This window comes from Streptomyces sp. ATexAB-D23, from assembly GCF_000373645.1.
In the GTDB taxonomy this organism is placed as follows: Bacteria; Actinomycetota; Actinomycetes; order Streptomycetales; family Streptomycetaceae; genus Streptomyces; species Streptomyces castrisilvae.
This window is the reverse complement of the sequence record NZ_KB892005.1, coordinates 88,022-100,694: the sequence shown is the minus strand read 5'-3', so window position 1 is coordinate 100,694 and position 12,673 is coordinate 88,022. Positions and strand designations below refer to the sequence as shown.

The 12,673-nt window shown below is 70.2% G+C and carries 12 protein-coding genes and 1 pseudogene; 2 read left to right on the top strand and 11 right to left on the bottom strand.

What is annotated here, in order from left to right:
- Positions 1-38: 38 nt before the first annotated feature.
- The 3 genes from B082_RS0107340 to B082_RS0107330 form a co-directional block, all read right to left on the bottom strand.
- Positions 39-680 carry a hypothetical protein gene (locus tag B082_RS0107340; RefSeq protein WP_018551163.1) on the bottom strand — a complete coding sequence of 214 codons (642 nt, stop codon included), beginning with the start codon at positions 678-680 and terminating at the stop codon, positions 39-41.
- A 426-nt stretch (positions 681-1,106) separates the two neighbouring features.
- Positions 1,107-1,577: an ATP-binding protein gene (locus tag B082_RS0107335; RefSeq protein ID WP_018551162.1), complete on the bottom strand. Its 471-nt coding sequence runs from the start codon at positions 1,575-1,577 to the stop codon at positions 1,107-1,109.
- 273 nt (positions 1,578-1,850) lie between these two features.
- Positions 1,851-2,204 carry an STAS domain-containing protein gene (locus B082_RS0107330; RefSeq protein WP_018551161.1) on the bottom strand — a complete coding sequence of 118 codons (354 nt, stop codon included), beginning with the start codon at positions 2,202-2,204 and terminating at the stop codon, positions 1,851-1,853.
- A 78-nt stretch (positions 2,205-2,282) separates the two neighbouring features.
- Here B082_RS0107330 and B082_RS0107325 point away from each other — a divergent pair, with 78 nt between their 5' ends.
- Positions 2,283-4,874, top strand: a complete 2,592-nt coding sequence (locus tag B082_RS0107325; protein WP_234018124.1) for a DEAD/DEAH box helicase — start codon at positions 2,283-2,285, stop codon at positions 4,872-4,874.
- Positions 4,875-4,914: 40 nt separating this feature from the next.
- Here B082_RS0107325 and B082_RS37805 read toward each other — a convergent pair.
- The 7 genes and pseudogenes from B082_RS37805 to ssd form a co-directional block, all read right to left on the bottom strand.
- A pseudogene (locus B082_RS37805) lies at positions 4,915-5,172 on the bottom strand (Rv3654c family TadE-like protein); the annotation flags it as partial.
- 140 nt (positions 5,173-5,312) lie between these two features.
- Entirely contained in the window at positions 5,313-5,855 is a 543-nt protein-coding gene (locus tag B082_RS35785) for a TadE family type IV pilus minor pilin (RefSeq protein ID WP_202453585.1), read from the bottom strand.
- A complete protein-coding gene (locus B082_RS35780; protein ID WP_018551158.1) occupies positions 5,842-6,048 on the bottom strand; it encodes a DUF4244 domain-containing protein in 207 nt (68 codons plus the stop codon). The genes B082_RS35785 and B082_RS35780 overlap by 14 nt, the downstream gene beginning before the upstream one ends.
- A 66-nt stretch (positions 6,049-6,114) precedes the next feature.
- Positions 6,115-6,954 (bottom strand): type II secretion system F family protein, encoded by an 840-nt coding sequence (locus B082_RS35775; RefSeq protein ID WP_018551157.1) that lies wholly within the window; start codon positions 6,952-6,954, stop codon positions 6,115-6,117.
- Positions 6,951-7,793, bottom strand: a complete 843-nt coding sequence (locus B082_RS35770) for a type II secretion system F family protein (RefSeq protein ID WP_018551156.1) — start codon at positions 7,791-7,793, stop codon at positions 6,951-6,953. Before B082_RS35770 ends, B082_RS35775 begins: the two co-directional genes overlap by 4 nt.
- Before the next feature lie 35 nt (positions 7,794-7,828).
- Positions 7,829-8,977, bottom strand: a complete 1,149-nt coding sequence (locus B082_RS0107300) for a TadA family conjugal transfer-associated ATPase (RefSeq protein ID WP_018551155.1) — start codon at positions 8,975-8,977, stop codon at positions 7,829-7,831.
- Positions 8,974-10,035 carry a septum site-determining protein Ssd gene (gene ssd / locus B082_RS0107295; protein ID WP_018551154.1) on the bottom strand — a complete coding sequence of 354 codons (1,062 nt, stop codon included), beginning with the start codon at positions 10,033-10,035 and terminating at the stop codon, positions 8,974-8,976. The genes B082_RS0107300 and ssd overlap by 4 nt, the downstream gene beginning before the upstream one ends.
- 564 nt (positions 10,036-10,599) lie before the next feature.
- Here ssd and B082_RS0107290 point away from each other — a divergent pair.
- Positions 10,600-11,439, top strand: coding sequence for an HAD family hydrolase (locus tag B082_RS0107290; protein ID WP_026249521.1), 840 nt, complete (start codon positions 10,600-10,602; stop codon positions 11,437-11,439).
- A gap of 395 nt (positions 11,440-11,834) precedes the next feature.
- On the opposite strand, the gene B082_RS0107285 is transcribed toward B082_RS0107290, so the two are convergent.
- Positions 11,835-12,659 carry a hypothetical protein gene (locus B082_RS0107285; protein ID WP_026249520.1) on the bottom strand — a complete coding sequence of 275 codons (825 nt, stop codon included), beginning with the start codon at positions 12,657-12,659 and terminating at the stop codon, positions 11,835-11,837.
- Positions 12,660-12,673: the final 14 nt, after the last annotated feature.

Below are 12,673 nucleotides of genomic sequence, written 5' to 3'. Positions count from 1 at the left end.
CGCCGGCCGTGGCTCCGGCCACGGCGATCGGCCGCCGGTTACGACTTCTTACTGGGCGACACGGACGGCGACGCTTCCTTCGACGGCTCGGAGTCGTCCGAGGAACCGGAGGAACCGGTCGAGGGCGAGGCCGACGCGGTGGGCTTCTGGCAGCCCTCCTGCTTGGCCATCGCGCTGCCGACCTCGCCGGACTGGAGCTTGTTCAGCGCCTGATCGCCGTTGGTGCTGATCTTGTTCAGTTCGTCCGCGATGCCCTTGAGGCCGTCGGCGAACTTCGCCTGGTCCTTCGTCTCCAGGGCGTCGACCTTCTTCTGCAGCTTCGCGTAGGCGGTGGAGGAGGCGTTGAGCTCCTTCACGGCCTCCTTCTGCGTGGTCTCACCGTCGTCGACCGGCGGCGGACCCGCCGACTCGACAGCGGAACCCAGCGCCTTGTACGCCTGCGAGATCTGGTGGAAGGCGGCCGAGTCGGTCTCCTGGACGTCGGCGGGCTTGCTGTTGTCGGCCGTCTGCTGCTGGATGGAGGCGTTGGCGTTCGCGATCTTCTGCAGCTGCGGCTGGACCTGGTCGCAGACCTTCTTGGCCCAGTCGTTCACCTTGTCGTCGCTGTCGTCGCTGCAGCCCGACAGCGTCAGTACCAGTACCGCACCGCCGGACAGCGCGGCTGCAAGCTTCTTGTTCACCGGATTGGTCCCTTCCAAGGCTCTCGGCCCCGGAACTTACACGCCGAACGACCTCCATCCGGGTGCCAGTCGTCCGGTAGGACAGCTTTTGCAGCCATTTGCACCAAGCGAAAGGAGGGAGATACAACTCACCCACACGGCTCCCACCAACGGGAACACGTGAGCGATCAGCCACCCGTACGAGGCGCCCACAGATGCCGTACGGCGACCCGACCGACTGACGCAACATCAAAATCGCTCAGTTAATGCACTACTGATGGCACATCTGATCCCTCATCACTCACGAGAGCGAAAAAAGAGGCCCTGCTGAGCAGGGCCTCGGGAAGCGTGACGCAGCCCCGCGAAAAGGGCGGCACGGGCCACCCGGCACGTCCGGCTCAGGCATCGCCCGTGAACGGGCCGCCCGGCCGAACCGGTGCGCTCGGCTCAGGGCAGTACGGCCACCGGCGTCTTGGGCCAGGTCATCCGGATCACTCCGCCGTCCGCGCCGGACCTGACCTCCACGTCGTCGACGAGACCGCTGATGACCGCGAGGCCCATCTCGTCCTCGTCATCGGTCTCCGGCTCGGGCTGGTCGAGCCCTCCGCCGGACACGACACCGCGCCGTCCGGAAACCCCACCGGGCACGGAGCCGTCCGCGCCGGGGCCCGGCACCTCGTCACCGACCTCGATGGAGAACGCCTTCTCCTCCTCGATCAGGAAGACCGCGACAGGTGCCGTGATGCCATGACTGCGGTGCAGCCCGACAGCGCGGCTGCACGCCTCACCCACGGCGAGCCGGACCTCGTCGAGCACGGCCTCGTCGACCCCGGCCCGGCGCGCCACGGCCGCTGCCACGAGACGGGCGGTCCTGACGTGTTCGGGCTGGGCGCTGAAGCGGAGTTCAACGGTGGCCATGCGATCCCCCTCGAACGTACGTATGTGCATGCCAGAAACGGGCCCTGCGGCCCCGAGCCTCTGGCTCTGTCTCTGTCTCCGACGGATCGGGCGGCTGACAAATAAATCAGCCGCAGACCGCCGACCGGGTGACGGCCGACGCCGGACACCGGCCGCCGGGCTCACCGGCGACCACGGAACGAGGGCCATCACGCCGGCGGCCCTCCACCGAGGCCGCCGTCACACCGATCGTCGCCGGACCGGTATGGAACCGGCCCGGCGGCAGACCGGAGATCAGTCGGTGGCCGCGACGGCCTCGTCGACCGTGGTGTGGATCGGGAACACCTTGGTCAGACCGGTGATCCGGAAAATCTTGAGAATGCGCTCCTGGTTGCACACCAGGCGCAGCGAGCCCTCATGGGCACGCACGCGCTTCAAGCCGCCCACAAGCACGCCGAGGCCGGCGGAGTCGAGAAAGTCGACGCCTTCCATGTCGACAACCAGGTGGTAGCTGCCGTCATTCACCAACTCGACCAACTGCTCGCGCAGCTTGGGCGCGGTATACACATCAATCTCGCCACCGACCTCGACGACCGTACGGTCGCCACCAGGGCCGGACACATTGCGAGTCGACAAGGACAGGTCCACGGATCCTCCAGCACCTTGCTATCGAGCGGTCGCCCCTCGGTCTCCCCGACGGAGCCGGGGGACGGATCGCCAGCCGCGATGGCATTCAATCACTTACCGGCAGCCATGCACGACGCCTTGGGACCATTGTCCGCCTTGCCAGTGACACACTCGGTGCCGATGGCCAAGAATCACCGCCCCAGTCGACCCCCGGAGAGTGGGGGCTCCCGCCCCTCTCCCGACACGGTCCTCGACCGGCTCGCCGCAGGGGCGGGCCGGTCCGCGCGCATCACTCATACGGAGCACCTGCCCCCGCGCGCGGGAACCCATGCCGTCTGGCCCGATCGCATCCGTCCGGAAGTGATCGCGGCCATCCAGAAGGCCGGCATCGACCACCCCTGGACCCATCAGGCGGCCGCCGCCGAACACGCTCTGGACGGCACCTCGGTCGTGATCGCCACCGGAACCGCCTCCGGCAAGTCGCTCGCCTACCTCGCCCCAGTGCTCAGCGCGCTCCTGGACGGCTCAGAGGCCCCCAACGGGCGAGGAGCCACCGCTCTCTACCTCGCCCCCACCAAGGCCCTGGCAGCCGACCAGAGGCGCTCGGTGAAGGCGCTCGCCGCTCCGCTGGGCAACGGCATCCGGCCCGCCGTCTTCGACGGTGACACCCCCTTCGAAGAACGCGAGTGGGTACGGCAGTACGCCAACTACGTCCTCACCAACCCCGACATGCTGCACCGCGGGATACTCCCGTCACACCCCCGCTGGTCCTCCTTCCTGCGCTCCCTGCGCTACGTCGTCATCGACGAGTGCCACACCTACCGGGGCGTCTTCGGCTCCCACGTCGCCCAGGTGGTGCGCCGGCTCCGCCGCCTCTGCGCCCGCTATGGCGCCGATCCCGTCTTCCTCCTCGCCTCCGCCACCTCCGCACAGCCCGCACTCGCGGCGGGCCGCCTCACCGGCCTCGCGGTCACAGAGGTGGCCGACGACGCCTCCCCGCGCGGCGAACTCGTCTTCGCCCTGTGGGAACCCCCGCTGACCGAACTGCACGGCGAGAAGGGTGCCCCTGTACGCCGCACCGCCACGGCCGAGACCGCCGACCTGCTCACCGACCTCACCGTGCAGGGCGTCCGCTCGGTCGCCTTCGTCCGCTCCAGGCGCGGCGCCGAGCTCGTCTCCGTCATCGCCAAGGAACGCCTCGCCGAGGTCGACCACACCCTCCCGGCCCGGGTCGCCGCCTACCGCGGGGGGTACCTCCCCGAGGAACGCCGCGCCCTGGAGCGCGCTCTGCACTCCGGCCGGCTGCTCGGCCTCGCCGCCACCACCGCCCTCGAACTCGGCATCGACGTGTCGGGCCTGGACGCCGTCGTCATATCCGGATACCCGGGCACGAGGGCCTCCCTGTGGCAGCAGGCGGGCCGCGCCGGGCGGGCGGGCCAAGGTGCGCTCGCCATCCTGGTGGCCCGCGACGACCCGCTGGATACCTTCCTCGTCCACCACCCCGAGGCCCTGTTCGAACAGCCTGTGGAATCGACCGTCCTCGACCCGGACAACCCGTACGTCCTGGCCCCCCACTTGTGCGCAGCGGCAGCCGAGCTGCCGCTCACCGAACGCGACCTGCAGCTCTTCGGGCCGGCCGCGGCCGACCTCCTCCCGCAACTGGAGACCGCGAAGCTGCTCCGCAGGCGGGCTTCGGGCTGGCACTGGACCCGACGCGAGCGGGCCGCCGACCTGACCGATATCCGCGGCGAGGGCGGCCGCCCCGTCCAGATCGTCGAGGAGGGCACCGGAAGGCTGCTGGGCACCGTGGACGAGTCCGCCGCCCACAGCGCCGTGCACGAGGGCGCCGTCCACCTCCACCAGGGCCGCACCTACCTGGTCCGAAAGCTGGACCTGGAGGACTCCGTGGCCCTGGTAGAGGAGGCGGCCCCGCCGTACTCGACCACCGCACGCGACACCACCGCCATCGCCGTCCTGGAGACCGACACCGAGATCCCCTGGGGGGACGGGCGGCTCTGCTACGGGTCCGTCGAGGTCACCAACCAGGTCGTCTCCTTCCTGCGCCGCAAACTGATCACCGGCGAGGTGCTCGGCGAGAGCAAGCTGGAGCTGCCTCCCCGCACCCTGCGTACCCGTGCCGTGTGGTGGACGGTGACCGAGGACCAGCTCGACGCCGCCCGGATCAATCCCGAGATCCTCGGGGGCGCACTGCACGCCGCCGAGCACGCCTCGATCGGAATGCTGCCGCTCTTCGCCACCTGCGACCGCTGGGACATCGGCGGGGTGTCCGTGCCCCTGCACCCGGACACCCTGCTGCCGACCGTCTTCGTGTACGACGGCCATCCCGGCGGTGCCGGATTCGCCGAGCGCGCATTCCGCACCGCACGCGAGTGGCTGTCCGCCACCCGCCTGGCCATCGCGTCCTGCGAGTGCGACGCGGGCTGCCCGTCGTGCATCCAGTCCCCCAAGTGCGGCAACGGTAACGAGCCCCTGCACAAACGGGGTGCCGTCCGGCTTCTCACGGAGCTCCTCCGATCCGCGCCTCCGGCCCCTGGCGGTCCTGCCTCGCCGGACTCGCCCGAACCGGAACACGGCCCGGCCGAGCCCGGCTCTCCCACCCCGCCGACGACGGAAGCGTCACCGGCGGAGGAGCCGGAGAAGCCGTCGCCGCAGGCCCCGCCCGAGCCCTGACCACGGGCGCGTACGGCCCGAACCGCACCTTGGCCGTCACATCGGCCACCTCCCCCTGGACAACGCACCGCACCACCTCCGCCCCTTGCGCCCCGGCCACCTCCCGGGCCGACCGACAGGCCTCCGTCTCACCCTCAAGCGCCCGGTCGGCCGCGGCCAAGGCGGCCAGATCAGCCGCACCCCCGGCACGGTGCCGAGCAGCCACCACCTGTCCGAGCGTCAGGACCACCGCGAACACGGTGCACAGCGTCGCCGTGGTCACCGCAGCCCATACAGTCGCCAGCCCTCCGTCCCCCACCCGACCCCGCCACCGAGCCGGCCACCGGACCGGTGCACGCACCCGCCACTGGACCGGCCACCGGACCGCCGGCCGGCCCCGCACCCTCGCCTCTTGCCGCTCTCCGACCCCTCGCTCTTCCCCAGCCCCTCGTCCCACCCTCACGCCTCATCCCCCCTCGCAACTCGCCTCCTGCCAAGCCCTCCTCCCTCCCCGTGCCCGTCCGTCACACCAGCCTCGGCGCCCACCCCGGCCCCCGGCTTCGCCCCCGCCTCGGTCTCCGCGACCAGCGCGTCCTCCCTCGCCGGTGCGTCCTCGGCCGCCGCAGCGGCCTCCGCGCTCAGGGTCACGGCCAGGCTCCCCGGGCCGGGCGTCGGAGCAGACACCCTGACCCGCCACAGCGCCCCGGACCGTTCCACATCGACCGCAGCCCCTGCCGGCGCCGCGGAAAGAGCGGCCTCCTTCACCAGCGGTGCCGGTTCGGAACGGGCTGCCGCACGGGCGCCTGCCCGAGCGGCATCCACGCACCGAATCTGGGCAGAGGCAGCCATCAACGCCCACAGCAGCGCGAGGGCGAAGACCGCCAGCACCGGAATCACCATCGCGGCCTCCGCCGTCACCGCACCCCGATCGCCCAGCAGTCCGACGTCCGCGACCGCTTCGTCGCCCGCCACCGCTTCGTCGTCGGCCTCAGAACTTCGCATCGAGTGCGCCCTTCAGCAGCGATTGCAGTTGGGCCATGACCGCAGGGCTGGTGACCACCTTGTAGAGCACCGCGGCAAACGCACAGGCGGCGATCGTGCCCACCGCGTACTCAGAAGTCGTCATTCCGCTATCGGCCCGGCTCCGGACGACGCCCGCCACGGACCGCATCCAGTTCATGATTTTGCGCATCATCCCAAACCCCCGATGTCTCACTTACAGCACTAATCGGATTGAATTTTCCCCATGCCCCTTTTCGAGCTAAGCCGGTTGCAGCAGGCCCCCGGCCAGCCCGATCACCACGGGCGCCACCCCAACCGCCAAGAAGGCGGGGAGGAAGCAGAGCCCGACAGGGGCGGTGACCATCACGGCAGCCCGCTGGGCCCTGGCCACAGCCGCCCTTGCCCGCTCGGCCCGCAACGCCTCGGCCATCCGAGCCACCGGCTCCGCCGCCGGAGCACCGGTCGAACCCGCCCGGTCCAGGCAGCGGGCCAGGGCAGCAGCGCCTGGTATTTCGCCGAACCGCCCCCAGGCGACGGCAGGGTCACCGCCGAGCCGGATTTCCGCCGCAGTGCGTGCAAGCTGCTCACCCACGGTTCCGCCCAGCGACTCACCCACCGCTTCGGCCGCCTCTGTCGGACCCGCGCCGGCGGAGATACAGGCCGCCAGCAGGTCTGCTGCCAGTGGAAGTTGGCGCGCGGCCTCCGCCGCACGTACCTTTTCCTCCGCCGCGAGCCCGGCTGCCTGCCCTCGGCGGGACCGCTGCCACCGCCAGGCGCCGTAGGCCGACCCCAGGCCGACCGCCCACCCCACCAGCCCACCGACCAGGAACCAGCCGGTCAGCACTACGCCCAGCAGCGCCGCCCACCGTTTGAACTGCCCAACGGGCATGGGCAGCCCCCCGAGCGGTATGGACGCTCGGGACGTGGCCGGCCACACGGCGGGCGCCACCGGAGCCACCGCCAGAAGCCGCTCGCCCCGCCGCCGCACCCGCCGACCGGTCTGCCGCCTGGCCAAGGGCAGAACCACCTGACAGCAAAGCCCCAGTGCCACCCCGACGGCCCCCACCGTATGAACGGCATCGCCGGCCAAGCCCCTCATTCCGCTTCCCCCGCCCGCACGATACGGGCGGCCCACAGAAGACCGCAGACCTCCAGCAATCCACCTGTGACCAGGCAGAACAGACCGGCCGGACTGTGGAACAGCACCCTCAGCGGATCCGCTCCCAGCGCGGCACCAAGTCCCGTGCCCAGCACCGGCAGCAGCGCAAGAACCGCGACCGTCGACCAAGCTCCGGCCAGTTGTGCCCGTAGTTCCTCGCGTTGACGGCGCTCGGCCCGCAATGCGCTTTCCAGCCGGTCCAGGCCCGCCGCCAGGCCCGCACCGCTGCCCACCGCCACCCGCCAACAGGCGGCCACTCCGGCCAGCCCCTCCAGGCCCGGTTCACCCGCCGCCTGCGCCAGCGCCTTCGGAACATCGCCGCCGAACCGCGCGGCAGCCGACACCCTGAAGGCCGTTTCGCCCACCACCCCTGTGCTGCGAACCGCGACGAGCAGTGCCTGCCCCGGCTCGTGCCCTGCCCGCAACTCACCGACCAGCGCACCGCACAGGTCCACGACCCCGTCGGCCCGGGATTCCTGTTCCGCGCGCAGCCTCCTCCTGCGCAGCCATCTCCGCACCAGAGGAATCGCGACCGGCCCCGCGATCATCGGCAGCACTGACTGTCCGAGAACCGCCAGAACCGAAGCCACCGGCAGGCAGAGCCACTCCCACCGCCCATTCAGCCCCGCCCGGATCCGGCTCCGGACGTTCCCCCAGCGCTCCTGGGGCTCCGACGGAGTGACCTCGCCGGAAAGCACCCCCCGTGCCCTGCGCCGTGTTTGCCCGTTCCCCACCAGCAGCCAGACCGCCGTCACCGCACACAGCGCTGCGGCGTACACAAGCTCCGGGACTCCGGTCGATGCCGACCCGCCGCTCACAACACGCCCCCTGTGAGCTCCCGCAGCCGCTCCCAGCCTCGTTCCCGCTCGAAACCCGCAGCGTTCCAACGCAGCGCCGGCACCGTGACCACCAGACCCGCCGCATCACGTTCCAGCACATGGACATCGGCGATCCGGCGGCGCCCTGCACGGTCCCGCGCGAGATGGACCACCACCGACAGGGCCGCCGCCAACTGGCTGTGCAGTGCTGCCCGGTCCAGCCCCGCCGCAGTCCCGAGCGCCTCCAACCGGGCCGGAACGTGCCCGGCGGCGTTGGCATGGACAGTCCCAGAACCGCCTTCATGTCCCGTATTCAGGGCTGCCAGGAGCTCGGTGACCTCGCTTCCCCGCACCTCACCGACCACCAGCCGGTCGGGGCGCATGCGCAGGGCTTGGCGCACCAGATCTCTGAGAGTCACCCGTCCGGCACCCTCCTGATTCGCGGGGCGCGACTCCAGCCGCACGACGTGGGGGTGGTCCGGCCGCAGCTCCGCCGAATCCTCGGCAAGCACGATCCGCTCACGTTCCCCGACCACCCCCAGCAGGCTCGAAAGGAGGGTCGTCTTCCCCGCTCCCGTCCCCCCACTGATCAGGTACGAGACCCGGGCCTCCACCAGAGCCCTCAGCACCCGGTCGCCCCCGGGCGGCACTGTCCCCGCTTCCACCAACTCCGTCAGCGAGAACGCCCTGGGCCTGACCACTCGCAGCGAGAGGCACGTCGAGCCGACGGACACCGGAGGCAGCACCGCATGCATCCGGGTCCCGTCGGGGAGCCTCGCGTCCACCCATGGCCGGGCGTCGTCAAGCCGACGTCCGGCCACGGCCGCCAGCCGTTGCGCCAGTCTGCGGACGGCCGCGGCGTCGGCGAAGGCCACCTCCGTGAGTTCGAGCCCGGCACCCCGGTCCACCCACACCCGATCGGGCGCGGAGACCAGGACATCCGTGACCTGAGGGTCGGCAAGGAGCGGTTCCAGCACCCCCGTACCAATCAGCTCGCCCCGCAACTCATCTGCTCTGCCGAGCACTTCCGCCGTACCCAGCAATCGCCCCTGGGCGCGCAACGCCGCGGCAACCCCCGCCGGGGTCGGCGCTGTGCCGCTGTGCGCAAGCCGTTGCCTTACGGCGTCGAGCAGCGCCTCGGTCATGAGAGGCCCCCCGCGACCGGGCTCTTGGCGTCCTCCTGAGCGAGAGCCTGTTCCCAGAAGGCGGTGCAGAACCTGGCAAGTGGCCCGCGCGCGCTGCCGCCGGGCGGCTCGCCCCGGCCCTGCTCGTCCAGCAGCCCGCGTTCCAGTGGGACTTCACCTGCCAGCGGCAGACCCATGGCGTCGGCCACCCACTGCTCGTCGAGTCCGGACGCGTACGGCCCCCGGGCCACGACTCGCAGGTCGTCCAACACCATTCCGGCCATCGACACCACCCGCTTCGCCGCCGCGACCGCCCTCAGCTCGCCGGGGACCACCACAAGGCCCAGATCGAGCTGCGCAAGGGCTTCGGCGACCGCCTCGTCCACCCGGCGCGGCAGATCGACCACCACCACCCCGCCGAGCCTGCGGGCTGCGGCCAGGACCGACCGCATGGCCGGCGGCGGGATGACGACCCAGTCGTCGCGGCCCCAGCTGAGCACCCGCAGCCCGTGCAACGAGGGCAGTGACTCCTCCAGCGCGCCTCCGCCGACCCGCCCCTGGGAATGGGCGAAATCAGGCCACCTCATCCCCTCGGCTCGTTCACCGCCGAGCAACACATCGATGCCGCCGCCCAGCGGGTCCCCGTCGATGAGCATCGTTCGTTGTCCGGCTCTCGCGGCGGCCACGGCAAGTGCGCACGCCAGCGTGGACGCACCGGCACCACCCCGCCCGCCGATCACCCCTACTGTGAGCGCGGGCCGGCCAACGCCTTCCGCCGCGTTGGCGATCTGATCCACAAGCCAGCCCTCGGAATCAGGGAGACGAAGCACATACTCGGCCCCGATCTCGACGGCCTGGCGCCAGACATCGGGCGAATCTTGATCCCGCCCCACGAGCACCACGCCCCGCCTGCGGGCCGCCCCCCGGCACCGCGCGGCCGCATCATCGCCGACGAGCACCATCGGAGCCTGTTCCCAGCCCCCTCTGCGGTCGGGCAGTGTGTGATGCACTTCCGGCTCCGCGCCGGCGGCCGCGCACAGCCTGAGCAGATCGTCGAGCAGTTCCACATCCTCGGTCACGATCAGCGGTCCACCGCGCCGTACACCGGCAGTCGGCAGACGATCCCGAGCACTGGATTCAGCCACGTTCTCCACCCCTTCATCGCTCACCTTCACCGCGGTTTCACGGCGATCTCGGGACGTTCCGAGAACCGTGATTCCGGTACCCGTGGACTTCACGGGTGGAATCACGGTGCGACGCTTCGGGAAATCATGTGGATCTTGGTCGAAAACCGTGGACAACGCAGTCGTTGTGAATAACTCCGTCGCTCATACCGGTGACTTCCGGTTGCAACCCTTTCGCTACCCAGTGTCACGGCGCAATCTGAGATGAGTCGCGCACAGGCATGGCCCAAGATGGGCGAGAAGGAGGAGAAATGGTGGATTCCGCCGGGAGAACCGTGTCCGGACATGCGACGACCCCCGCCGGGGGGGAGAGCGGGGGTCGTCCCCACGGCCGACTCGGGGGGGGAGGAGCCGGACCGGGTTAGCACGGTCGCGAACGATCCGTGACTTCCATGGTGTACCCGACGGCCTTCTCAGGCAAACCCACGCGCCGGGGTTTACGCCGAATGGCGGGCCCCTATGCTCTGCCTTGTGGAAAACCGCTTCTTGCCGCGCACAGCCGCCTTCTTCGACCTGGACAAGACGGTCATTGCGAAGTCTTCGACACTGACCTTCAGCAAGTCCTTCTACCATGGCGGGCTGATCAACCGCCGCGCTGTGCTGCGCACCGCGTACGTACAGTTCGTGTTCCTCGCCGGGGGTGCGGATCACGACCAGATGGAGCGGATGCGCGAATACCTCTCGGCGCTCTGCAAGGGCTGGAACGTGCAGCAGGTCAAGGAACTCGTGGCCGAGACCCTGCACGACTTGATCGACCCGATCATCTACGACGAGGCGGCGACACTCATCGAGGAACATCACACCGCAGGTCGCGATGTGGTGATCGTCTCGACATCGGGCGCCGAGGTGGTCGAACCGATCGGCGAGTTGCTCGGCGCCGACCGCGTCGTCGCCACCCGCATGGTCGTCGGCGACGACGGCTGCTTCACCGGCGAGGTGGAGTACTACGCCTACGGCCCCACGAAGGCCGAAGCCATCAAGGCGCTCGCCGTGTCCGAGGGCTACGACCTGGCCCGCTGCTACGCGTACAGCGACTCCGCGACCGATGTACCGATGCTGGAATCCGTCGGCCATCCGCACGCGGTCAATCCGGACCGTGCGCTGCGCCGGGAGGCAACCCTCCGGGAGTGGCCGATTCTCGTCTTCGACCGGCCCGTCCGGCTCAAGCAACGAGTGCCGTCCTTCTCACTGCCACCGCGTCCCGCGCTCATGGCCGCGGCTGCGGTGAGCGCAGCCGCCCTCACCGCAGGGATCGTCTGGTACGCGGCCCGTCGGCGCTCGGCGCCGGCCTCCACGTAGCGCGATCCGCGTGCCAGGACCATGAGACCAACTAGTCCGTAATTGAACCTAAAAGTAAAGAAATGCGGCCAGGGCTACCACTCACCGGACCCCTGGAGTACAAAGGACTCAACGGCCCGCGAGACCAAGGACATCCGAGAGGATGACCTGATGACGCAGTAAAGGCCCCACGGACCGCGCACGAAGTCCAGCACCCACGCGACGTCGACCCGTCGATTACGGGCCAGCCGCACCAGGAACGGGCAAAGAACCCGGCCTGATGGGCATATTTCGAGGACGCTTGGTAACTGGGCGGATGTGCCGGCGGCGGTACCGAGACCGGTGCCGCCGCAATGGGTTCCACCGGCCGCGCAACGCCCCGGGATTCATCCCCACACGACCCTGCGTGCAGCGAGTTACGCGGCTCCGCGCTGAAGGGCCTCGCACACCGCTGTCGATTCCCTTGCGCCCAGCTCTGCCGAGCGGCCGCAATGCCTGATCCAGGCCGCCATACCCGCAGGCGTTCCCGACAGGTAGCCGTCGAAGGCCGCCGCATAGGCAGCCCTCCCCTGCTCGGCATGTCCGACTTCGGCCGGGCAGATCGACTTGGGGTCGAGCCCGCTCCCGATCAGCACGATGCGCTCCGCTGTCCGCGCCACCAGACCGTTGTACGAGCCGAAGGGACGCAGGGCCAGCAGCTCACCGTGGACAACGGCAGCCATCACCAGGGCGGGCGCCTCGCTCCCCGAAAGGATGAGGCTGCTCAGCCCGTCCAACCGACCCGCGACCTCGTCCGCGTCCGGCAACGACGCTTCGATCAGCGGCTCATCCACCGACTCGCCCGCGAGTCGGGGCCGGCCCACCGCGTCCTCGGCTGCGGCACTGCCCGCCGCTACCAGGTGGAGCCGGGCGAGGACTCGCAGCGGAGACTGGCGCCAGATGGACAGAAGCTGCCCCGCTTCCGCCGTCAGGCGAAGGGCAGCTCCGATCACACGAGCCTCGTCGTCGCCACTGAAGTCCGAGCGTCGGCGCATCTCTTCGAGATTCCAGTCCGCGCCGGACAGCGCGGCCGATCCGCGGGCCCCTCGCAGCGCGGCCTCCGCGGTGACCTCGTTGCTGCGGCGCCGCATCACACGGTGACCGTAGACGCGATCGACGGCCTTGCGCACCGAGTCCACCGCGTCGGTCACACCCGGCAGAGCACCCAGAGCGACAAGCGGGTCCGAGGAAGTCGTACTCATAAGTAGCGAGGCTA